Below are 23310 nucleotides of genomic sequence, written 5' to 3'. Positions count from 1 at the left end.
TCGTCGTCGACCACCTGCACCGGTCGGCGTCGCTGCTCGTGATGGTCGTCCTCGCGATCCACATCGCGACGAACGTCGCGGCCGGCGCGCCCGGCGGCACCCCACGCGACCGGCCCGCGCTACGGATGGACCAGGATCTTCACGTGATCGTCCCGATGCTCGATCAGGGTCTCGAATCCGCCCTCCACGACCTCTCCGAGCGGGATGCGCCCGGTGACCATCGCGTCGAGGTTCGAGATCCGACCGTCGGCGATGGCGTCGAGCACCACCCGGTACTCGTTGGCGTAGGCCAGGCTCAGGACGATCTCCACCTCCTTGAGGAGGAGTCGGTTGAGGTCGATGCGCACGTCCTTCTCCCAGACCGCCAGACTGACGATGCGCCCCTTGGGCCGCACCGCGTCGACCGCGTCGTCGAACGCCGCCTGCGCGCCGGCGACCTCGAAGACGACGTCCGGTCCCAGGCCGCCGGTCGCCGCTCGGATCGCGTCGCCGATCGACTCGCTCGACGCGTCGACGAAGAGGTCCGCGCCCAACGCCAGCGCCGCGTCACGCCGCGCTCCGGTCGACCGATCGGCGACGGCGACGAACCCTGCTCCACGCGCCTTCAGCGCGATCAGCGTCGCCAGCCCGATCGGCCCCGCGCCGATCACCAGGGCGGAGCCGCCATCCCGCAGCCCGCTCCGGCCAACGGCGTGCCACCCCACGCACACCGGCTCCGCCACGGCGGCCTGCTCGGTGGTGACACCTTCGGGCAGCGGGTGGACGAGATGCACGGGGACCGTGATGAACTCGGCGAACGCGCCCCCGCCACCGACGACGCCGATCGCACCGAACTTCGGGCACAAGTTGTAGTCGCCCGCGCGACAGAGCTCGCACTCGCCGCAGAAGAGCAGCGGCTCGACGGCGACGAGGTCGGCGATCGCGAGTCCCTCGACCCCGTCGCCCACCTCGACGATCTCGCCCGCGAACTCGTGTCCCATGGTCAGGGGCATCGACTCCCCGGTCAGCGGGTGCGGGGCGTCGGGCGTCGGGGTCATGATCGGACCCGCGAGGTACTCGTGGAGGTCCGATCCACAGATCCCGCACCAGTGCACCTTGATCTTCACCTGTCCCGCCTGCGTCTGCGGCTCGGCGACGTCGTCGAGCCGGATGTCCTGAGCTCCGTGGAATCGAAGGGCCTGCATGTTCGGTCTCCTCGTTGGTCTGCTGTCGGCCGTGTCCCAGGACGAGGAGCCGACCTTCCCCGCCCGGCGCGTGCGCGCCTCGTTCGTCGGATCCGGGTGCGGCCGGTCCGGCCCTATCGCCATCGTCCGTCGGCGTGGTCGTGCACGCCGCTCTTCGGAACTGACAGGCGTGAGCGATCTGAGCGCCCCCGGTGCCCCGCCGGACCACGCTCGCCCGCCGGCGCGCCTAGGCGACGGACCTGAAGGTCAGATCGATCCTCTCCCACCCCAGCAGCGAGTACACCGGGACGCGCGTGAGGCCGGCGTCGTCGACCAACGCCACGTCCTCGATCCGCTCGAGGAGCACCTCAAGAGCGATCCGGGCCTCCGTGCGCGCGAGCTCGGCGCCCGGGCAGAAGTGGGGACCGTGGCCGAACGCGAGGTGGCGGCCCTTCGTGTCGTCCATGTCGAAGTCGAACGGGCACTCGAACTCGGCGCCGTCGTAGTTGGCCGCGCCGAGATGGGCGATCACGACCTCGCCGGGCTCCGCCACCTTTCCGCCTCCGAGATCCAGGCGCTCGTGGACCAGCCGCGCCGTGATGCGCTGCGGAGCCTCGGTCCTCAGCACCTCCTCCAGGAACGCCGGGATCAGCGAGAAGTCCCCCCGGATACGCTCCATGAGCTCCGGGTTGCGGGCGAGGAGCACCATGGCGTTGCCGATGAGGTTGGCCGTCGTCTCGTTCCCGGCCGTGAAGATCTGCTCGACGATGGTGAGCAGCTCGGCGTCCGTCAGCGGCCGGTCGTCCGTCACCCCGTCCTCGCCGTCGGCGACGCGCAGGTGCACCAGCTCGCTCAGGAGGTCGTTCTGCGGCGTCTCGCGACGCTCCGTGATCCGCTCCATCATGTACGCCTGGTACTCGAGGACGGCGTGGGCGATCACCACGCGCTTCTCGTTCTTGAGCACCTCCATGCTGCCGATGATCATCTCGTCGGACCACCGGCGGAGGTCCGGGTGGATCTCCCGCGGGATGCCGAGCTTGTCCGCGATGACGGTGAGCGGGATCGGGACCGCGTACTGCGAGATCAGCTCGCACCGGCCGTCGGCGACGAAGCGATCGGCGGTCTCCTCCGCGAACGCGCGGATGTCGGGCTCGATGGAGCGGACCCACTTGGGCCCCAGCGCCTTCCGGGCGATCGCGCGGTGCCGGCTGTGGACCGGCGGGTCGGCGCAGAAGAGCGCGTTGTCCATGCGCTGGTACTGCGCCAGCAGGTCCCGCACCTCGTCGTTGTAGGGCTCGGCGTCCACACCCATCACGCCCATGTGCCGCGGACCCTCGGGTCCGTAGAGCTCACTCGAGAACCGGGCGGTGTCCGTGAACATCGTGCGGATCGCCCCGGCCCCCCAGACGACCCACCCGAAGTCCTCCTCGTACTGCATCGACTCGCCCGTCTGATGCACCTCGCGGTATGCCGCAACCGGGCACTCGTTGATCGCAGTGTCAGTGAGGCGGATCTGCTGCTTGCTGTTGGTCTCGCTCATGTGGTCACGTCGCTATCTCGTAGTAGTGAGCCGAACATATTTCGGTGCGGAACCCACCCCGGCGGCGACCTGGGCACTTGTCGGCTTCCCCAAGAACGACGTAGCGCCGGGACGGAGGATCTCGTCGGTGGGCCCGCCGCCGGGACGGCGATGCAGGGGACGGATCCGGGCGGCGCCGGACCCTCGGGGCGGGGCGTCCACACGCGCTGCGTCCTCGAGGGGTCGCCGGAGCGGCCGGTGGAGCGGGCGGTCCCGCTCTCGCGGCGCCACCCCGCGCGGGCGGCCCGCGGGCGGCCCGCGGCGGCGGAGGAAGAGCGGACGCGCGCGACGCTGCGCCGGCACCGCCGGCGCAGCGCCCCGCCGCCCGCTCCTGTGGCCTACTCGCCCTTCCAGAGGTTCTTGTAGTACCCCTTGTAGTCGAAGGAGAAGACGGGCTTACCGGCAGCCGGAGCGTTGTTCTTGCTGACGATCTGGAACGGCAGGGGCACGAGCTTCTTGTGCGGCACCCCGGCATCGATCCGCGCGAGCTGGTCGATCGCGGCCCACACCGACGGGTACACCGAGCTGTCGATGCAGCCCTCGCTCGCACCCGTGCGCACGTCGTCGACGGCCGCATCCGGGTTGCAGTCGTAGCCGAGCACCTTCACGTCGTCACGACGCGAGAGCTTGACGGCCTGCGTCACCCCCACCGTGTAGCTGTCGGCCGGACTGACGATCCAGTCGAGATCGCCGGCAGGGAACTTGGAGAGGATGGCCCGGGTGATCGTCCGGGTCTTTCCCGCCGGATCGCTGGTGGCGCCGATCTCCTCCGAGGCGACGACCTCGCACTCCGCACACTTCTTCATCGCCTTCTTGAAGGCCTCGACGCGCGTCCGGGGCGCGATGTTGAGATTGAACGACAGGACCGCCACCCTGGCCTTGCCGTCGCTCTGGGCGATGATCGTGTCCGCCGCCGCCTGGGCCTGCGCGCGGTAGTCGTTGTCCGCGTTGGCCTGTGCCGGATTGGCGACCGGCTTGTCGAAGGTGTTCGCGCAGTATGCGCAGGCGACCGGGATCTTCGCCTTGGCGGCGGCGGCGAGCGGCTGCGGAATCGCGGAGTCCTGGGCGATGTTGCTGAGGATCAGATCCGGCTTCTGCGCGATGAGCTGCTTCATCCCGGTGTTCCACCCCTGGGGGGAGAGCTTCCCGTCCACCGTCACGACCGTCCAGCCAAGGGCGGCCGCCGCTTCCTTCGCGTTGTCGACCATGACGTTGCAGAGCGGGATCGCCGCGCCGCAGTTCAGGACGCCCAGCTTCTTGCCGCTGTTGGCCTTGAAGGGCGCGTCGCCCTCCAGCTTGGCCGGCGCGAGCAGCGTCTTCAGGTTCGCCTTGGCGTCCTCAACCACCTTGGAGGAGGCCCCTGCATCGGCCGTCGCGGCGGGTGCATCAGGCTCGTCCTTCGTGTCGGAGTCGCTACCGCATGCCGTCACTCCCGACAGGCACACCACCCCGAGCACCACCATGCTGATCAAACGTCGCATTCGATTCTCTCCTGTAGGTCTCGCACATCCGCGTCGTCCCCCACCACTTCCGGACCACATCCTGCGGCCGGAACGGAGGCCACGCGAAATCGATCGAAGTCGGTGTGCGAGAACGCAGACCAACCCGTCGAATCGCCCCGAACCTACCCCTGCGGCCGACCCGTCCGAGACCCCGGGAGGCCACCTGTAGAACGGTCCAACATCCCACCGCTTTCCGCCCTCCCGCGCCACGGTCGCACGACGCGACGCGGTGCCTCGGAGCCCCACGACAGGCCGCGGGAGGCGCGCGGGAGCGGTCGCGCGCCTCCACCCCCTTACGGTCTTTGGTGTGTTCTCGTGAAGGCGCGAGGATGCGATCAGGGCCCGGTGTCGTTTGGTAGTGCTCATGGCCCCCCGAGGGCGGCACGACGGCCGCGCGGATCCCGCGCCGGGCGGCTACGGCTCGATGACGATCTTCACGTGGGCGTCGCGGTTGCGGACCAGCTCCTCGAACGCCCCGTCGACCGCGTCCGCGAGGGGCACCCGGGCGGTGATCATCCCGTCCGTGGCGAGGTCGCCCCGGGCGAGGGCGGCGATGACCTCCGGGAACGTCCACGCGTAGGCCGGGCTCTGGACGAGCCTCGTGCCCTTGCCGAGCATCGTCGTCAGGTCGATGGTCGACGGCTCCTCGAAGACGCCGAGGCTCAGTACCGTGCCGCCGCGCCGGACGCACGCCAGCGCGGTGTCGATGCCGGCCTGGGCTCCCGTCGCGTCGATCGCCAGGTCGACGCCCTCGCCGTCCGTTCGCTCCGCGATCGCGGCCACGACGTCCGTCGACCTCGGGTCGAATGCGTCGTCGGCCCCCAGCGCCGTCGCGAGAGCGAGGCGGGCCGGCGCGAGGTCCGTCGCCCCGACCCAGCCGGCACCGGCGGTGCGCAGGCACGACACCACCCCGGACCCCACGGGTCCGGCGCCCGTCACGAGCGCCGTCTGGCCGATCGCGAATCCTGCGCGCTGCAGGCCGTACCAGCCGACCGAGAGCGGCTCCACCAGGGCGCCCACGTCGAACGGGACGGAGTCGGGCAGCTTGTGCACAAGGTTCGCGGGCGAGACCTGGAAGTCGGCGTACCCGCCCCCGAGTGCGCTCAACCCCATGAACGCGACGCTGTCGCAGAGGTTGTAGTCGCCCCGCCGGCAGGGACGACAGCGCCCGCACGACGTCACCGGCTCCATCGCGACGCGGTCGCCGACGGCGAAGCCCTCGACCCCCGCGCCGAGCTCCGCCACGACCCCGGACATCTCGTGCCCGAGGGTGACGGGCAGCGCGACGCCGGTCCGCGGATGCGGCGACTCCGGTCTCGGGATCTGCAGGGGGCCCATCGTGTACTCGTGCAGGTCGGATCCGCAGACCCCGCAGGCCCGGACCGCGACCTTGACCTCGCCCGGCCCGGGCGCCGGTTCCGGCACCTCCTCCAGTCGGAAGTCCATTGCCGCATGGAAGCGCAGCGCTCGCATAGCCATCCTCGTTCCGTCGTCTCCACGTCTCTTCCGGCGACAGGCGCCGCCGGAAGGCCTCCTGGTGCCCGCCCGCGGTCCGCTCAGGTGCGGATCGACGGCACCGGCGGGTAGTCCCCGCCGACGAAGTCCCAGATCGGCGGGAAGTCCCCGCCGACGATCCGGTCGGTGTAGCGCTCGCCCGCGGCGACCATCGGGTCGATCACGATCCGGCGGGTCTCCGCCTCGGTGAACCCGGCGGTCTCCATCCAGCCGCGCAGGACGTTGCCGTACTGCACCGCGCCGTGGTCGACCTTCTGCCGCTCGTCCCATCCCATGTAGTGCTTGAGCAGCGAGCGGTTCAGCGGTCCGAGGCTCTCCGCGAGCTCGTGCCACTCCTGCTCCGAGACGCTGCGGAGGTCGTCGCCGACGAGCACCTCGAAGCCCACGCACCGGCTCAGGTAGTCCTCGTCGATGTGCAGCCCGCCGACGAAGTCGATGCGGCAGTCGACGTCCTGCAGCACCAAGGCGAGCACGACCCGCGACTCCGACGCCCGGTGATCCGGGCCCCAGGGCAGGTAGAGGTTCTGGATGTCGGTGTGCTCCTTCACCAAGAGGATCCGGCCGTCACCCAGGTCGTAGGGACCGTGGTGGTTGATGCCGTCCCGTGCGTCCGCGTGGAGCATGAAGATGAACGCCTCGAGCTGCGCGATCGACCGGCGCGCGCCCGCGGTGTCCTGGACCGGTCCGCGCTCGAGGGCCAGGCCCGCGAGCTCCTTGACGTCTGCGTCGCCCAGGATCGGCCACCCCCGTGCGTCGCCCCCGGGGAGCAGCCGCCCGTCGTTCCGGTACTCGCGCATCGCGCGTGCCCACCACGAGTAGACGAACGCCGCGCCCTCGTCGTCGTCGACCCGCCCGCCATCCGGCCAGCCGGCGTCGAGGTGACGCTGGAGCCGCCCGAGGACGTACGTGAACAGGAGTCCACCGAGCCCGATGCTCATCTGCACGCTCGTCTGCTTCAGGCGACGGCCGAGCTCCTCCGCCGGCACGCGCTCCTCGATGGCGCGCGCGATCGACGGCAGCGTGTGCGCCATGGCGTAGTTGCCGTGGATCATCTTGCCCGGCACGTCGAGGAGCGGAGCCTCGAGCGCTGTCCGAGCGCCCATGAGCGTTCGGACACCCGCCAGGTTGAGCGCCTCGATCTCGTTCGGGTCCAGCACCGTGGCGCGGACGTCGGCGGTGCTCATGCGTGCTGGCTGACGCCGTAGTCGTAGAGCTTGCCGGTCGGCACCGTCGATGCGAACGTCGTGTGCTGCATCCCGCTCCAGCAGGCCTGGTCGATCATCCCGTGGCCCACGACGCCGTCGTCCCGCACGAACCGCTGCCACGTCCAGAAGTACGCGTTCTCCTCAGGCGTCTCGATCGTCCGGGGCTCGAGGTTCTGGCCGTCCGCGAGGATCGCGAACGGCTGGTGCGCGAGGAGCTGCATGCTCTCGATGATCAGCTCGCGCCCCTCGTCGTCGACCCAGCGCTGGCGGGCGGACGTCGGAGGACCCGGCTCGCCGTCGTAGCCGATCTCGCACTCGAGGAGCATCGCCGGCCGGGTGCGGCCGTCGCGGTGGAGCATGCCGAACAGGCTCATGTCGTCCCCGACCTTCTCCTGGAGCAGGAGCGCGTGCACCGCGTCGCCGTCGGCGAACTGGGTGGTCTGCCACCAGCAGAAGCCGAGCAGCCCCCAGTTGCGCGGGCCCCAGGCCCGGTCGCGGGTCCCGAAGCCCGTGAAGGAGATCGGTCGTCCGTCGACCTCGCCCGACGCCTCGATCCGGCCTGTGGCCTCGAAGTGCTTGGCCGCGCCGTAGAAGGACGCCTCGTCCGGGGCCTCGACGGTGTCCGGGTCGACCGGCCGGCCGGGCGTTCCGGTGGCGTCGTGGTCGCAGACCTCCGAGAGCTGCTGCCAGTCGACGGTCAGGTTGGAGGTCCCGTCGTCGAACGTCACCGACCAGTGGCGCCACGGCTCGTGGCACGTGAACGTCTGGTTGCCGACGGCCCTGCGGTCGGTGTCCGCGGCGACCGGCAGCTGGGTCTGGACCGAGCGGATCAGCGCGGTCTCGCGATCGAAGAGCACGAAGACCGCCTCGGCGACCTCCTGGTTCGGGCGGACCCCCTGCCACGCGACGCCGTAGTACCGGGACTCGGTGTCGGCGAAGTTGCAGTAGAAGCTCTCGCGCCACGTGGGCGCGTCGCTCGCGGTGTGGATCGAGTCGTCGTCGTGGTGCTGCAGCATCCGGTTCCCCTTCTCGTGGCCAAGGCCTGGGCTTCTGCGGTCCCGTCATCCGACTGCGACGTCGGTGCGTCAGACCGTCGGATCCAACGTATCCGCGACCGCCGTCCAGCTCGAGCACGCGGGACCGGATTGTCGCCGCGCACAACGACCTCGTGCGCGACGGACGGCGCCCGTCGGGGGCTTCGAGACCACTCGGTCGACGCTCGCCGGCGTCGCGCCGTGCGACGCTCAGGCGCGCGTCGCCGCGGTGACGTCGCGCTGGACCACCGCGAGCTCGTCGAGCTCCCGCAGGATGCCGTCGAGATCGGCCTCGAGGAGCCAGATGTTGACGCGGTCCGCCCCCGCCGCCCCGAGCGCGAGGATCTCGTCCGCGGTCCGGTACTGCCCCTCCGTGGCGACGACGCTGAACTGCAGCGCATCCACGTCCCGGCCTGCCTCGCCGGCCAGCTCCCTGATCGTCGCGACCCCGTCCGCGTAGGACTCGGCGCTCTCGATCGAGTGGGGCATCCACCCGTCGCCCCATCCTGCGACGCGCTTGAACGAGGTGCTCGTGCCGTTGCTCCCGAGCAGGATCGGCGGGTGCGGGGAGGAGACCGGCTTCGGGAAGCACCGGACGGGCGGGAAGCTCGCGTAGCGCCCCTCGTAGCTCGAGGGGTCGTCCGTCCACAGCGCCTTCATCGCGTGCACATGGTCGCGGACGTGCGCCCAGCGCCGGTCGAAGTCCCCGCCCAGGATCTCGCACTGCGCTCGGTTCCAGCCGCCGCCGACACCGAGGAGGACACGACCGCCGGTGTGATCGTCGAGCGTCGCCACCTGCTTGGCGAGCAGGATGGGGTTGCGCTCCGCGACCAGGCAGATCGCCGTCCCGAGCTTGATCCGATCGGTGACCGCTCCCGCGCGCGCGAGGGCCATCAGCGGGTCGCCGATGTACGGGAGGTACGACGGTTCCTCGACCTCCTCGAGCCGCGGGTAGAGGTCCTCGTTGACCACGGGGTAGATCGTGTGATCCCCGAGCCAGTAGGAGTGGAAGCCCAGCTCCTCCACCCGCTTGGCCACGATCGCCGGGTCCGCGGTGCGGTCGGCGACGACCTGGAAGATCCCGATGTTCACCATGCGCAGCTCAGCTCCTCGTCGCCCAGCACGCGGCGGGCGCCGCTGCCGTCTCCATCAGACCGGGCGACGGGAATCCGGACGGCGGTTGCCCGGACGCTTGGAGGATTCCCCAAGGTCCGGGGCGTCGTGGCGGTCCGGATCTTTGCCGGACCGCCATCACGGGGCGCCGCATCAGGCCGACGCCCGGATAGGCACGAGCTTCGGGTCGTCGCTGACGACGAACGCGAAGATCGGCGGATGATCGCCCGCGGCGATGCGGTCGATGTAGCGGTCGCCGGCGGCGACGAACGGCTCGATCGCGATCTTCTTGACCTCGTCCTGCGTGAAGCCGGCGGTCTCCATCCAGCCCCGCGTCACGTTGCCGTACTGCGCCGCTCCGTGGTCGGCTCTCTGCCGCGCGTCCCAGCCCATGAAGCGCTTGAGGAGCGAGCGGTTCAGGGGCCCGGTGCTCGCCGCGATCTCGTGCCACTCTTCCTCGGACACCGAGTGCAGGTCGTCGTCGACGAGGACGTCGAACCCGACGCAGTTGGCGAGGTAGTTCTGCGGTGATGCCGAGAGGCCACCGACGAGGTCGACCTCGATCTGCACGTTCTCGAGGACCAGCGCGATCGCGATGCGGGACACCGGGGCGTGGTGCTCCGGCCCCCAGGGCAGGTACGGGTTCTGGATGTCGGTGTGCTCCTTGACGAGCAGCACGCGGCCGTCACCGAGGTCGTACGGGCCGTGATGGTTGATGCCGTCCCGTGCGTCGGCGTGCAGCATGAAGACGAACGCCTCGAGTTGAGCGATCGCGCGCCGGGCCCCGTCCACGTCCTGGATCGGTCCCCGGGCCAGCGCTTGGTCGGCCAGGACCTTCACGGCGTCCGGGGCGAGGATCGGCCAGCCGGGAGAGTCGGCAGTCGGCAACAGCACGTCGTCCTCGCGGTAGGTGCTCATCGCGCGGGCCCACCAGGTGTAGAGGAACGCCGCGCCCTCGTCGTCGTCGACGCGACCGCCGTCGGGCCAGCCGGCATCGAGGTGGCGCTGCAGTCGCCCGAGGACGTACGTGAACAGCAGTCCGCCGAGCCCGACGCTCATCTGCACGCTCGTCTGCTTGAGCCGGCGTCCGAGCTCCTCGGCAGGCATCCGATCCTCGATCGTCCGTGCGATGTCGGGCAGCACGTGCGCCATCGCATAGCTGCCGTGGATCATCTTGCCGGGCACGTCGACCAGCGGGGCCTCGAGCGCCGTCCGGCCGATCATCAGCGAGCGGACGCCGGCGAAGTTCAGCGCCTCGATCTCGTCCGGTGTCGGGATCACGACCGCCTGCGCGCCCGGTGCGTCGGTCGTCATCGTGCCGGCTCCTCGGTGAGCCCGAAGTCGTAGAGCCGCCCCGTCGCCGCAGTCGACGCGAACCGGCTCTGCTGCAGCCCCTGCCAGTACGCCTGGTCGACCATGCCGTGTCCGACCACCCCGTCGGAGCGCACGAAGCGCTGCCAGGTCCAGAAGTAGACCTTCTCGTCGGGGGACTCCACGCGGCGCGGCACGACGTCCGTGCCGTCGGCCAGGATCGTCATCGGGGCGACGTGCATCGGCTCCATCCCGGTGATGACCAGCTCGCGGCCCTCGACGTCGACGAACCGCTGGGACCCGGAGACCGGGGCGCCCGTCACCGCGTCGTCGTAGGCCACGTCGACCTCGGCGATCGTTGCGGGCAGGGACCGCCCGTCCCGATGGAGCATGCCGAAGAGGTTGATGGCGTCGTCCGCGTCGCGGAGCAGCATCACGTGCACGGCGTCCCCGTCGGGGAACTGGACGGTCTGCCACCACATGAAGCGCAGCAGGCCGTAGTTGCGAGGGCCCCACGCCCGATCGCGTGTGCCGAAGCCCGTGAACGCGATCGGCTCCCCGTCGATCTCGCCGACGCAGTCGATCGTCCCGGTCGCCTCGAAGTGCTTCGCGACCCGGTAGAAGCTCGCCTCGTCCTCGGGCAGCTCGCCGTCGACGTCCTGGCCGGGCGTGCCGGTGGGGTCGTGATCGATCGTCGCCGTCGTCTGGCGCCAGTCGATCTGGAGCTTTGCCGCGTCGTCCTCGTAGTGCACGCGCCAGTGACTCCACGGGTCGATGCACTCGAAGCGCTGATTGCCGAGGCTCCGTCGATCGGAGTCCCCGGGGACCTGGAGCGCGGTGTCGACCGAGCGCACGCGCGCGGTCTTGCGGTCGAACAACAGGAACGTGGCCTCGGCGACGCCGACGTTCGGACGCAGCCCCTGCCACGCCGCGCCGTAGAACCGCGACTCCGTGTCCGCGAAGTTGACGTAGAAGCTCTCGCGCCACTCGGGGACCTCCCCCGCCTGGTGGATCGTCGCGTCGTCGTCGTGCGTCAGCATCTCGTGAGCTCCTGCTCGTGCCTGGTGGCCGCCGGCGACGGAATGCGCCGACGGTCGCGGACGGCTCCTCGCCGTCGGTCCCGTTGAGACTCGCCGACGACCAAGACGGTCGGAGGTCGATCGACGTGGCTTGTAGCCTTTTACGGAGCTGCCCGGCGAGGTTGCCGGACGGGGTGGGTGGTCCGCCGGGAGCGTTCCCGGCGGACCACCCACCCGGGTCACCGCGGCGACCCGTCAATCGCCGATGATGTGGACCTCTCCCGACGGCTCGACCCGGACGCGACGCCCGACGATGTCCTCGCCGAAGATGTCCAGCGCCACGACGCAGGGCACGCCGAACTCGCGCGAGATGATCGCGACGTGGGCGCCGGGGCCTCCCACGGTGCAGAGCACCCCACGCAGATCCCCGAACACCGGCGCCAGCATCGAGGCGCCGGCGGTGTGGATCAGGACGATGACCTCGGTGAGGTCCATGTCGAGGAGGCCGAGGATCTGGTCCGGGGTCCGCACGTCGACGACGTTGCCCTCGATGCTCTCCGTCTTGATCGTCGGGGTCCCGCGAGCCGCGAGCGTGCCGGTGTCAGAGGCCATGCGTCTCACCCCCGTGCCGCGTGTCTGTGCTGTCGATCGGTGTCATGCGCCTTGTATAGCCGACCTCGGTGGCCGCGTCGGGAGCGTCCTCGCCGTTCTGTCGTCGTCTCCAGCTCGGCGCGACGCCCTCACCTATCCGAAATCCTCGGCGAGCTCCCGGACGAGCCGCAGCTGCGCCACCTTCTCCTCGACGCTCGTCGCAGCGACGGCTGCGCACATCACGGTGTCGACACCGGCGGCGGCGAACGCCCGCAGGCGGTCGCGGACCACGTCCGGCCGTCCGACGATCGACACGGCGTCGATCAGGTCGTCGGGCAGCGCCGCCGCGGCCTCGTCCGTACGGCCCTCGAGGTAGAGCTCCTGGACCCGGCGCGCCGCGTCCGCGAAACCGTACTCGGAGACGACATTGACGTAGAAGTTGTTCTTCCGCGACCCCATGCCCCCGAGGTAAAGTGCGAGGAACGGCCGAAGCACGTCACGACCGGCGGCCGGGTCGTCGGTGACGACCACGTTGACCATCGGGGCGATCCGCACCGCGTCCGGATCGCGGCCCGCCCGGGCGGCTCCCGCGGCGAGGTGGGGGCGCAGGACGTCCACGTGCTCCGGGCTGAAGAGCACGGGGATCCACCCGTCCATGATCTCCCCCGCGAGCGCGGTGTTCTTCGGGCCGAGCGCGGCGAGGTAGATCGGGATCTGCTCCTGGACCGGCGCGATCGTGAGCTTCAGGGCCTTCCCGGGACCTCCGGGAATCGGCAGCCGGAAGACTTCTCCGTCGTACTCCAGGCGCTCGCGCCGGAGCGTCGTCCGCAGGATCTCGGTGTACTCGCGGGTGCGTTGCAGCTGCCGCGCGAACGGGACGCCGTGCCAGCCCTCCGAGACCTGGGGCCCGGAGGACCCGAGGCCCAGGATCACCCGCCCCCCGGACAGCTGGTCGAGCGTCGCCGCGGTCATCGCCGTCATCGCCGGGGTCCGGGCGGGCATCTGCAGGATCGCGGAGCCCAGCCGGATCGTCGACGTCTGCGCCGCGAGCCACGAAAGCACCGTGACGGCATCGGAGCCGTAGGCCTCGGCCGCCCATACCGAGTCGTAGCCGAGACGCTCGGCCTCCTGCACGAGTCGCAGCTGATCGGCGGGCGTCGGGCCGATGCCCCAGTAGCCCATGGTCAGTCCGAGCTTCATCTCGAGGTCCCTCTCGTCGGGTGTGCGCGTGCCGCGTGCCTCGGGCGACCCGCTTCGGGTCCCGCCGAGGTCGGCGGCGGTGGAGGTGGCGCTGTGGGCGCCACCGCTCCCTATGTCGCCTTCGGGATCAGCGACCGCCGGCCCGAGCGGCGCCTGAGGTACTCCGTGAGCGCGACCGCGCCGACGAGGACCGCCCCGTTGAACATGGGCTTGACCGCGAAGTTGACGCCCATGACGTCCAGGCCGTTCGTCGCCAGGACGATCAACGACGCGGCAAGCAGCGACCCGACGACGGTGAAGCGTCCGTCGGAGAGGATCGCCGAGCCGAGGAACGCGCCGGCGAACGCGGGCAGCAGCAGGTCCGGTCCCGCTGCAGGGTCGGCGGATCCGAAGCGCGCCGAGGCGAGGAGGCCGGCGAGCGCCGCCAGCACGCTCGTCGCGATGAAGGCGTACGTCGTGACCCGGCGGACGCGAACGCCCGCGAGACCGGACGCCTCGGGGTTGGCGCCCACCGCGTACCAGAACCGACCGACCACGGTGCGCCGCGTCAGCGTCCACAGCCCGAGGCCGATGGCGATCACGAAGACGATCGGGAGCGGGACCCCTGCCAGGCTCGTGGTCCCGGCGTCGGTGAACGACTTCGGCATCTCCCCGAAGATGCTCTCGCCACCACTGACCCACAGAGCGACGCCGCTGAAGAGCCCCCCGGTGCCGAGCGTCGCCACGAAGGCATTGACGTTCGCGACGGCGACGAGGAACGCGTTGAGCAGGCCGGCGGCGACCCCGAGCGCGAGGATCAGGAGCACCGTGACGAGCGGAGGCGTGCCGGCCTCGATCACGAAGTGGGAGGCGAGGACGCTCGAGAGGCCTGCCACGGCGCCGACGGACAGGTCGAACTGCCCGGCGACGAGGGTGATCGTCGCAGCGGCCGCGAGGATCGCGACGTTCGCGTTGTCGGCGAGGACGAGCGAGAAGTTGTCCCACGACAAAAACGCGCTGCCCTTCGAGATCCCGACGACGACGAAGAAGAGGGCGAAGAACAGCAGCGTCGCGTAGCGATCCACGCGAAACGCGCTCCGCCGCTTCGCGGGCTCGTCGGGAACAGGTGCGTCGGCGACCGGGGATCCGGTCGGTACCGGCGCGCTCTGGGTGGAAGCCATGATCAGGAGACCTTCTCGAGCAGTGCGACGGGATCGACCTCGTCGCGGTGGTGAGTGGATGTGATGGAGCCGCTCTCGATGACGACCACGCGGTCGGCGACCGCCAGCGCGTCGTCGACGTCGATCGTCACGACGAGGATCGCGGCGCCGGACGCCCTCGCGGATTCGATGTACTCGTAGATCGCGTGCCGGGTGCCGACGTCCACGCCGCGGGTCGGCTCGCACAGGACGAGCAGGTCCGGATCGAGCAGCTGCGTCCGGCCCATGAGGACCTTCTGCTGGTTGCCCCCGCTGAGATCCTCGATCTTCATCGTCGGGTCGCGCGGGTGCACGGACAGGTCGTCCATGACCACGTCCACGCTGCGCCGCTCGGAGGCGGGCCCTGCCCACAGGCGCGGAAACACGCGTCGCTCCGCAGAGATCGTCAGGTTCGCCGCGACGTCGAGGCGCGGGAGGATCCCGAGGGCCTTGCGGTCCTCGGGCACGAAGCCGCAGCGCGCCGGCGTCCCCGGCTCGCGGCCGGAGAGCGCGCGGCGCCCGGAGGCTGGCTTGGTCGCCGCCGCCGCGAGATGCCCGAGCTCGTACAGGCCGGACGAGAGCGCGCCGACCACGGACACGACCTCGCCGCGGCGGACGGTCAGGTCGATCGGGCCGACCTCCCCGCGGGAGACCGTGTCAAGACGCAGCGCGACCGGACCGGTCCGCGGCTCCGCGCCCGCCTCCCGGGCCGGGCGCGCTCCGCCGCTCTCGAACATCGCGTGGAGTCCGCGCAGGTCCGGTGTGGGGCCGGCGTACGCGACCGAGCCGTCGCGCAGCAGCGTCACCTCGTCGCAGAACTCCACGATCTCGTGCAGGCGGTGCGAGACGACGATGACCGCGCGCCCCTCGTCGGCGAGCCGACGCATCTCGGTCAGCAGCCAGGAGCTCTCGCGGCGCGTCAGCGCCGCCGTGACCTCGTCGAGCAGCAGGACGTCCGCGTCGTTGGCCAGGAGCCGCGCGACCGCCAGCAGCGACTTCGTCCCGAGCGTCAGCTCCGACAGCGGCGTCTCGGGGTCGAGGTCGAGGTTCACCGCACGCAGCGCGTTCGTCACGGCCCCGCGCTCGCGCCGGACATCGACGAGGCCCGCCCGCGTGAGGCCACCCCGCCGCGACAGGTGGAAGTTGTCACGGACCGTCAGCGCATCGACGAGCGCGAGGTCCTGGTGGACCACGCCGATCCGGCCGACGCTGTCGACCTGCCGATGGTCGCGGACATCGATCGTCCCGGCATCGGCGTCGTGGTGCCCGGCCAGGACCTTGATCATGGTCGACTTGCCGGCGCCGTTGGTCCCGAGGAGTCCGTGGACCTGGCCCGCGCGGGCGGTGAAGTCGATGCCGCGGAGCACGGGCGTCGACCCGAACGACTTGCGCAGACCCGCGATCGACAGCAGCGGCGCGGCGTCGCGGTGCGGCGCCGAGGGGTGCTCGATCGACGTCACCACCGGAGGACCCGCCGGTTCTGGGCGTCAGACGGAGCCCGGTTGGCACTGTTCATGAAGCGAACCTAGGGAAGCCCGCCGCTCCTGGATCCTCGCGCTCGGGGTGTTGTGGGCGCGGACAAGTCGGATCGGCGTCGCACCACGCCCCCGCGCCCGCCCGACGGCGTGCTAGAGCCCCATCGAGCGGCCGACGATGTCCTTCATGATCTCCGTGGTGCCGCCGTAGATGCGCGTGACGCGCCCGTCCTCGAACGCGCGGGCCACGGGGTACTCGGTGGTGTAGCCGTAGCCTCCGTGGAGCTGCAGGCAGCGGTCGGTCACCCGACCCTGCATCTCGGAGCACCACCACTTCGCCATCGCGGCCTCGTCGGGTTCGAGACCACCGTCGCCGAGGGCCAGGATGCAGCGATCGACGTAGGTCTGCGCGAGCTCGATCTCGGTGCGGGCCTCGGCGAGCACGAAGCGGGAGTTCTGGAAGGTGCCGATCGGACGGCCGAACGCGTGGCGCTCCTTCACGTACGCGAGGGTCTGCTCGAGCGCCACGCGGGCGGAGGCGACAGCGGCGATCGCGATCGACAGCCGCTCCCGCGGCAGGTTTCCCACGAGCGACGAGAAGCCGGAGCCCTCGTCCCCCAGGAGGTTCTCGACGGGCACGTGGACGTCCGAGAAGAACAGCTCCGCGGTGTCCGCGGAGCGCAGGCCGATCTTGTCGAGCTTGCGGCCCCGTTCGAAGCCCTCCATCCCGCGCTCGATCACGAGCAGCGAGAGCCCACCGTGCCGCGACGCCCTGTCCGTGCGGACGGCGACGACCACCAGGTCGGCGTTGATCCCGTTGGTGATGAACGTCTTCGCACCGTTGACCACGTAGTGGTCCCGGTCGCGGACGGCGGTGGTGGCGATCGCACTGAGGTCCGAGCCCGTGCCGGGCTCGGTCATGGCGATCGCCAGCACCGTCTCGCCCGACGCCACGCCCGGGAGCCAGCGCGCCCGCTGCTCCTCGTTCGCGTAGCGCAGCAGGTACGGCAGGCAGATGTCGTTGTGCAGCGTCATCGCGCTGCCGACGCCGCCGTACCCTGCGCGATACAGCTCCTCGTTGAGGACCGCGTTGAAGCGGAAGTCCTCGACGCCGGCGCCACCGAGGTCCTCGTCGATCTCGAAGGCCAGGAAGCCGTGGTGCCCGGCCGCCCGGAAGAACGAGCGGGGGATGAGGCCGTCGGCCTCCCATGCTGCGAACCCGGGCGCGATCTCCGCGGCGGAGAACGCGCGGAAGGACTCCGCGAACGCCAGGTGGTCGGCGTCGTACAGCGTGCGTCTCAAGGGGTGCTCCAGTGGGCGACGCCGGCGGTTCGTCCTCCGGCCCGCGTCGGGGATGGACCGGTCACGGCCGGTAGAGCGCGTCGATCTCGGCCGCGTAGCGGGTCGCGATCGGCTTGCGCTTCAGCTTCATGGTGGGCGTCAGCTCGACGCCTCCGGGCAGCCACTCGTCGGCGACGGTGTGAAAGCGCTTGATCTGCTCCACCCGTGCGAGCCTCCGGTTCGCCGCCTGGACCTCGCGCTCGACGGCGTCGAGCACGACCGGGTTCGTGGCCAGCTCGGTCATCGACGCGTCCTCGAGACCGGCCTCGCGGGCCCAGGCGGGCGTCGTGTCGGGGTCGAGCACAAGCAGCGCGACGACGTACGGCCGGGCGTCGCCGATGACGCACGCCTGCCCGATCAGCGGCCCCGCCGACTTCAGCGCGCCCTCGATGTTCGCGGGCGACATGTTCTTGCCGGCCGCGTTGATGATCAGCTCCTTCTTGCGGTCGACGATCGTGACCGCTCCGTCGTCGGCGATCACCCCGACGTCGCCGGTCCGGAACCAGCCGTCGTCGAAGGCCTCGGCGGTCTTCTCGGGCTCGCCCCGGTAGCCGCGCGTGACGACGGGTCCGCGGACGAGGATCTCCCCGTCGGCGTCGAGCCGCAGCTCGACGCCCGGCAGGGCCGCGCCGACCGTCCCGATCCGGTGGGTCGCAGCGGGGCTCATCGTGCCGGCCGCGGTCGTCTCCGACATGCCCCAGATCTCGGTCAGGGGCAGGCCGAGGGCGTGGAAGAACTCGATGACCTCGCGCGGGCACGGCGCCGCGCCGGCCTGGAGGCTCTTGGCCGCGCCGAGTCCGAGGTCCGTCCGGAGCGGCCGGAGGAGCTCGAGGTCGTCGTCCCGCTTCCGGTCGTCGAGCCGCCCGTCGCGGACCCGATCCAGGCGCCGGGCGAGGGCACCGCGCATCGTGCCGCGCTCGTCCGCCGGCAGCGCCGAGACGCGGACGTCGATCGCGGCCCGGAGCTTCTCCCACACGCGGGGGACCGCGAAGAACCAGTGCGGCTCGACGATCGGCAGCGCCTTCGCGACCGCGCCCGGGTCGTCGCAGAACGTGACGCTCACCCCGTAGCGCACGGGCAGGTAGTAGTGCGCGAGCCGCTCCGCGACGTGCGCGTTGGGCAGCCACGAGATGACCCGGTCGCCCGCCATCAGGCCGACCACGCCGTTGACCGCCTCGGCGGAGGCCAGCAGGTTGCGGTGCGTGAGCTCGACGCCCTTCGACGGCCCGGTCGTGCCGGACGTGTAGATCACGGTCGCCACGTCGTCCTCCGTCGCGGCCGACGGGGTCCAGGTGGGGCGAGCCTCGTCGCCCGCCCGGCGCAGCGCAGCCCAGGAGATCGTGTCGGGATGCTCTTCCTCGTCGAGCACCACGACGTGCTCGACGGCCGTGCCCTCGAGCCGGGCGGCTTCGATGGACGGCAGGAATCCGGGCTCGCAGAGCACGACGGTGGCGCCCGAGTTACGCAGCTGGTGCGCGATCTGCTCGGGCGGCAGCGTCGCGTAGAGCGCGAATCCGGCGGCGCCGTTCGCCACCACGGCGAGGTCCGCGAGGACGTACTCGGGCCGGTTGCGCATCATCGACGCCACCGTGCCCTCGCGGCCCACCCCGAGTGTCGAGAGGCCCGCCGCCAGCCGCTCGACCTCGTCCTGCGCCTCGCTCCAGGTCCAGGTCTGCGCTCCGTCGAGCGTGCGGAGGGCGGTGCCCTGGCGATCCCGCTCGACCGTTCGGCGCAGGGCGTCGATGATCGTGCGGGGCGCCACCTCGGGGGGTGCGGCCTCGTCATTCGCGAGGCTCTGGCTGTGGGCGGTCATGTCTACCGGGTGGTCGGAGGGCGGACCGCCCCGTCACGATCTCCGTGGCGGAGCGGCAGGATGCGGTGCGGCAGGCCTAGAACGACGCCAGTCGCGGGCCCAGGTTCGCGTCGATGGCCTCGTCGCCGTGGATCTTGCGGGCGAGGCCCTGCAGGTTGGCGACCAGCGGGATCGTCAGGCCACCGTCGACGGCGAAGATCTGGCCCGTGACCCATTCGGAGTGCGGCCCGGAGAGGAAGCTCACGGCCTCGCCCACCTCAATCGCCGTTCCGGTACGGCCCAGCGGCGTGTTCTTCAGGATGTGGGCGTACTGGTCCTCGTTGCCGTCCCACGCCTCGGCCGCGATCTCCGACGGCACGACGCCGGGCTGCACGGCGTTGACGCGGATGCCGAAGTCGCCGAGCTCCTGCGCCGCGTTCTGCACCAGCATGTCGACGGCGGCCTTGCTGGCGGAGTAGTGCGAGAAGCACGGCTCCGGACCCGCGGATCCGGCGCTGGAGATCACGACGATGGCACCGCCGCGACCGCGCATGTCCAGGGCGGCCTCGCGGATCGTGTTCGCCGTGCCGACGATGTTCAGCCGGCAGACGTCCAGCCAGGCCTCCTGGTCGAGGAGGAGGAACGGGGCGAGGCCGCCGCTGCCGGAACCGCCGGCGTTGGCGACGACGATGTCGACCCCCACGCCGTCGCCGGCGATGCGCACGGCCTCGGCGACCGACTTCTCGTCCGTGATGTCGCAGCTCGCGACCCGGATACGGTCGCCGTGGCGCTTGGCAAAGTCCTCGGCGGCCGAGTCGAGCACGTCACGCCGGCGACCGGCGATGGTCACGGTCGCGCCGCGCGACAGCAGGCACTCGGTGATCCCGACGCCGATGCCGGTCCCGCCACCGGTCACGAGTGCGCGCTTGCCGTTGAGCTCTTCAGTGGTCATGTCGATGTCTCCCCAGGTGTTTCGTGTGTCGTACTCGGCCGGCACGGGTGCCGGCCGATCCCCAGCGGAACGACCGACTGGCCGTCTCCGCACCTCGTTCACGCCCCCGCTGCCCTGCCGTCTCCGCAGGGCCGCGACGTGGCCCTGCGGTCCCTACTGCTGGAGGTCCCGCGGGTGGGTCGGACGATCGGCGTGGTCCACCCACGGCTGCGCGCGGTCGCACCAGACCTCGAGCTGCGGCGCGAGCCCGGCGCGGTCGTCCAGCGTCCCTGCCTTGATGAAGGCCAGCTCGGGCATCTCCGACAGCACCGTGAACACGGGCGAGCCGCAGGTGCCGCAGAAGTTGCGCGCGCGCGGCTTCTCGCTGTCGGTCCCGACCGTCTCGAACTGCCGCAGCGCCGCGTCGCCCGCCGTCAGGTGGAACTGCGCCCGCGGCACGGCCACGTTCACCGAGAAGCTCGTGCCGCTCTGGCGCTGACAGTCGTCGCAATGACAGATCGCCGTCAGTGCCGGGTCTCCGTCGTAGTGGTATTGCACGGCGCCACACAAGCAGTGGCCGGTCTGGGAGTCACTCATGAGCGGAGTCTCTCCGACGTCCGGTGTCGTGGCAGCGGGTCCCCGGAAAGTTGTGGGATCTTCCTAGGCCGCACGGGCCCGCCGGGGATGCCCGCCGCGGTGCTCCGCGACGGACGCCCGGTCGGTCGGACACGACGGTGCGCGCAGCGCCGGGGCCGCTCCCGGAGTCCGGCCTACCGCGCGCGGAGCCCGCGGCCGAGCAGCGGCAGCGATACGACCTGGTCCGAGGAGCCGAGCCCCCGGCAGGTCCCGCGCAGCACGTCCTCGGCCCTCCGGGCCCAGGCGGCGCTGACGATCACGGCGGGCACCTCGCCACCGGCGTTGAGCTCCTGGATCCGCGCGTTCGCCGCCTGCTCCGACATGTGGTCGGCGTCGTCGAGCACGACGACCGGGCCCGCGGTGGTGGCGAAGACGCCGTCGGGCTCCGCCGGCAGGGGCGCCGCCGTGACCGGCACGTCGCTGTCCGCGGCGGCCCACGCGAGGAACCGTGCGATCTCGGACTCGTCCTCCGACGGAACGAGCGGCTGGGCTCCGCGAGCGACCGTTCCGTGAACGCCGTCCACCGAGACGATGCTGCCGCGCTCGACCGTGATGCCGTCAATGGTCGCGGTGGTGCCGTCGGCCGACACGGAGACCGCCCCGACCCCGCAGACGGCCGGCCGGGCCATGCCGCGGGCGACGACCGCCGCGTGGCTCGTGCGTCCGCCGCGACCCGTCACGATGGCGGACGCCGCGATGAAGCCCCGCACGTCCGATGGCGAGGTCGTCGGACGCACTAGGACCACGGAGTGTCCCTCGCCGGCGAGGGTCACGGCGTCCTCCACGTCGAACACCGCCCGCCCGACGGCCGCTCCGGGCGAGGCCCCGAGGCCGCGCATGATGACGTCGTCGTCCGGCGGCGCGGCGGCGAACCGCGGGGCCGCAGCGGCCTCGACCTGTGCGGGAGTGACGCGCCCGAGCGCCTCGGCGACGTCGATGAGGCCCTCGTCGACGAACGAGACGGCGGCCTTCAGCGCGGCGCGTCCCGACCGTTGCCCGACCCGGGTCTGCAGCACCCAGAGCTCTCGCTCGTCGACCGTGAACTCGACCTCGCAGACGTCGCGGTAGTGCTCCTCGACGCGTGCGAGGCTCGCCACCAGCTCTGCGTGGACCTCGGGGAGCCCGGCCGCGAGGTCCTCGAGGGACGCCGGGTCGACGGTCCCGTCGACGACGTCCTCGCCCTGGGCATCGAAGAGGAAGTCCCCGTAGGGACGCGCCTCGCCCGTGGACGGGTCGCGCGTGAACGCAACGCCGCTGCCCGACGTGGCGCCGCGGTTGCCGAACACCATCACCTGGACGACGGTGGCCGTTCCGAGCCCGCCGTCGATCCGGCGCAGTCGCCGGTACGCCTGCGCGCGCTCGCTGTTCCACGAGCGGAACACCGCCTCCGTCGCCTCGAGGATCTGCTGCCGCGGGTCGTCGGGCACCGGGCGTCCGCCGTCGGCGATCATCAGCTCCTGCATCGCGGCGACGGCGGCGCGCGAGCGCTCCTCGCCCGTCAGGCCGGACAGCTCGAGGTCGAGCAGCGCGGACTCGACCTCGTGAGCCGCAAGGCCCCGGACGATCCGGGCGTAGCTCTCGGCGAAGCGCGCGTAGCAGTTCCAGGCGAACCGGGGATCGCCGGTCTCGCGGACGAGCCCCTCGACCGTGGTGGCGGTGAGCCCGACGTTCAGGACCGTGTCCATCATCCCCGGCATCGACACGGGTGCCCCGGAGCGGACGGAGACGAGAAGCGGCCGCTCTGGGTTGCCGAACTCCCGACCGCTCGTGACCTCGAGCGCGACGAGGTTCTCGTGGATCTCCCGCGACGCGACGGCCGAGAGCTCGCCCTGCGCGAGGTAGTCCAGTCCGGCCTCGCACGACACGACGAAGGCGGGCGGGACCGGAAGCCCCAGGCCGACGAGCCGCACCAGGCCGGCGCCCTTGCCGCCCAGTACCCGGGGCTCGGGAGCCACGCCGGAGCCGACGGCGAACACGTAGCGCGCCGCGGTCTCGATCGGAGCCGCGCCGGTGTCGGGGCGCGTCATGCTGCCTCCTCGTCCTCACGGCTGCGGCCGAGCGTCACGAAGTAGTCCTCGTGGCACTCGAACCAGATGTTGTGGAACGAGTCCACCTGCGGATCGGTCACGAACCGGCCGTCCCCGGCGGCGACTGCGGCGGCGGCGGCGCTCAGCCGGGAGGCGTAGGTCGCGAACCACGGCGCGTCCCTTGCGGCCCGCGAGATGAGCGGACGGACCCGCGAGAGATAGTCGTCGAGCTGGCCGGCGACGCTGAACAGCGCCTCCTCGTCGCGGGCGGAGCGCTGCCACGCCGAGCAGACGGCCTTGAGCGGGGCGTTCAGCACGAGGAACCGCTCGTAGGTCGCGGCGACGACCCCCACCGGCCCCAGGTCTCCGCGCCAAGCCTCGAGCGTGGAGTCGTGCTCGCGAAGGCCGACCGGCGTCGCGATCAGGCCCCGGGCGGTCCTCTTCACGAGACCGTCCCGCTCGAGCTGCTCGAACTCGCTGTCCGAGGCGAGCTCGCCGCGGGCGTCGTCGGGGACGATCCCTCGGACCCGCGCTGCGTGGACGACCGCGAAGGCCGGTGTTGCCGTGTCATGCATGCTCACAAGAAACCCGCTCACGCTCACTTGAAACCCTGTGCCCCGTCGTGTGTGGTGTCCTCCAGCGAGATCAGCACTCGCCCGGTGGATGAGAACACCACACACCAGCGACGATAGCCCCCG

19 protein-coding genes are annotated in these 23310 nt (G+C 71.3%); all 19 read right to left on the bottom strand.

Features of this window, described 5'->3' with window-relative positions; all coding sequences use genetic code 11:
- Positions 1 to 119: 119 nt before the first annotated feature.
- The 19 genes from AB0L40_RS09300 to AB0L40_RS09210 all read right to left on the bottom strand — a co-directional run bounded on the left by AB0L40_RS09300 (position 120) and on the right by AB0L40_RS09210 (position 23187).
- Complete coding sequence (locus AB0L40_RS09300; protein ID WP_364352557.1) at positions 120 to 1184, bottom strand: 2,3-butanediol dehydrogenase; 1065 nt, start codon at positions 1182 to 1184, stop codon at positions 120 to 122.
- Positions 1185 to 1410: 226 nt separating this feature from the next.
- A complete protein-coding gene (locus AB0L40_RS09295; protein WP_364352554.1) occupies positions 1411 to 2703 on the bottom strand; it encodes a cytochrome P450 in 1293 nt (430 codons plus the stop codon).
- 377 nt (positions 2704 to 3080) lie between these two features.
- Positions 3081 to 4205 carry a sugar ABC transporter substrate-binding protein gene (locus AB0L40_RS09290; protein ID WP_364352551.1) on the bottom strand — a complete coding sequence of 375 codons (1125 nt, stop codon included), beginning with the start codon at positions 4203 to 4205 and terminating at the stop codon, positions 3081 to 3083.
- Between the two features lie 453 nt (positions 4206 to 4658).
- Positions 4659 to 5690 carry a 2,3-butanediol dehydrogenase gene (locus AB0L40_RS09285; protein ID WP_364352548.1) on the bottom strand — a complete coding sequence of 344 codons (1032 nt, stop codon included), beginning with the start codon at positions 5688 to 5690 and terminating at the stop codon, positions 4659 to 4661.
- A 110-nt stretch (positions 5691 to 5800) separates the two neighbouring features.
- Positions 5801 to 6943 (bottom strand): hypothetical protein, encoded by a 1143-nt coding sequence (locus tag AB0L40_RS09280; protein ID WP_364352545.1) that lies wholly within the window; start codon positions 6941 to 6943, stop codon positions 5801 to 5803.
- The gene (locus AB0L40_RS09275; protein WP_364352542.1) at positions 6940 to 7980 is read right to left on the bottom strand and encodes a hypothetical protein; all 1041 of its coding nucleotides are present in this window, start codon (positions 7978 to 7980) and stop codon (positions 6940 to 6942) included. The genes AB0L40_RS09280 and AB0L40_RS09275 overlap by 4 nt, the downstream gene beginning before the upstream one ends.
- A gap of 228 nt (positions 7981 to 8208) precedes the next feature.
- Positions 8209 to 9093, bottom strand: coding sequence for a TIGR03619 family F420-dependent LLM class oxidoreductase (locus AB0L40_RS09270; RefSeq protein ID WP_364352539.1), 885 nt, complete (start codon positions 9091 to 9093; stop codon positions 8209 to 8211).
- Between the two features lie 171 nt (positions 9094 to 9264).
- Positions 9265 to 10425, bottom strand: a complete 1161-nt coding sequence (locus AB0L40_RS09265) for a hypothetical protein (protein WP_364352537.1) — start codon at positions 10423 to 10425, stop codon at positions 9265 to 9267.
- Positions 10422 to 11462: a hypothetical protein gene (locus tag AB0L40_RS09260; RefSeq protein WP_364352535.1), complete on the bottom strand. Its 1041-nt coding sequence runs from the start codon at positions 11460 to 11462 to the stop codon at positions 10422 to 10424. Before AB0L40_RS09260 ends, AB0L40_RS09265 begins: the two co-directional genes overlap by 4 nt.
- 234 nt (positions 11463 to 11696) lie before the next feature.
- Positions 11697 to 12053, bottom strand: coding sequence for a PEP-utilizing enzyme (locus AB0L40_RS09255; protein WP_364352533.1), 357 nt, complete (start codon positions 12051 to 12053; stop codon positions 11697 to 11699).
- 132 nt (positions 12054 to 12185) lie between these two features.
- Positions 12186 to 13232: an LLM class F420-dependent oxidoreductase gene (locus tag AB0L40_RS09250; protein ID WP_364352531.1), complete on the bottom strand. Its 1047-nt coding sequence runs from the start codon at positions 13230 to 13232 to the stop codon at positions 12186 to 12188.
- A 110-nt stretch (positions 13233 to 13342) separates the two neighbouring features.
- Positions 13343 to 14392 carry an ABC transporter permease gene (locus AB0L40_RS09245; protein WP_364352528.1) on the bottom strand — a complete coding sequence of 350 codons (1050 nt, stop codon included), beginning with the start codon at positions 14390 to 14392 and terminating at the stop codon, positions 13343 to 13345.
- 2 nt (positions 14393 to 14394) lie between these two features.
- Entirely contained in the window at positions 14395 to 15873 is a 1479-nt protein-coding gene (locus tag AB0L40_RS09240) for a sugar ABC transporter ATP-binding protein (protein WP_364352525.1), read from the bottom strand.
- Positions 15874 to 16038: 165 nt separating this feature from the next.
- Positions 16039 to 17187, bottom strand: a complete 1149-nt coding sequence (locus AB0L40_RS09235) for an acyl-CoA dehydrogenase family protein (RefSeq protein WP_364352522.1) — start codon at positions 17185 to 17187, stop codon at positions 16039 to 16041.
- Positions 17188 to 17248: 61 nt separating this feature from the next.
- On the bottom strand, positions 17249 to 19039 hold the full coding sequence (locus tag AB0L40_RS09230) for an AMP-dependent synthetase/ligase (RefSeq protein WP_364352519.1): 1791 nt from the start codon (positions 19037 to 19039) through the stop codon (positions 17249 to 17251).
- Positions 19040 to 19115: 76 nt separating this feature from the next.
- Complete coding sequence (locus tag AB0L40_RS09225) at positions 19116 to 19970, bottom strand: SDR family oxidoreductase (RefSeq protein ID WP_364352516.1); 855 nt, start codon at positions 19968 to 19970, stop codon at positions 19116 to 19118.
- Positions 19971 to 20123: 153 nt separating this feature from the next.
- Positions 20124 to 20546 (bottom strand): GFA family protein, encoded by a 423-nt coding sequence (locus tag AB0L40_RS09220; RefSeq protein ID WP_364352513.1) that lies wholly within the window; start codon positions 20544 to 20546, stop codon positions 20124 to 20126.
- 173 nt (positions 20547 to 20719) lie between these two features.
- Positions 20720 to 22612, bottom strand: a complete 1893-nt coding sequence (locus AB0L40_RS09215; protein ID WP_364352510.1) for a pyruvate, phosphate dikinase — start codon at positions 22610 to 22612, stop codon at positions 20720 to 20722.
- Entirely contained in the window at positions 22609 to 23187 is a 579-nt protein-coding gene (locus tag AB0L40_RS09210) for a hypothetical protein (protein ID WP_364352507.1), read from the bottom strand. Before AB0L40_RS09210 ends, AB0L40_RS09215 begins: the two co-directional genes overlap by 4 nt.
- Positions 23188 to 23310 lie beyond the last annotated feature (123 nt).

Origin of the sequence: Patulibacter sp. NPDC049589, assembly GCF_040675535.1 — a bacterium.
Taxonomy (GTDB): Bacteria; Actinomycetota; Thermoleophilia; order Solirubrobacterales; family Solirubrobacteraceae; genus Patulibacter.
Note: the sequence above shows the minus strand (reverse complement) of the source record. Positions and strands in the feature narration are given on the sequence as shown.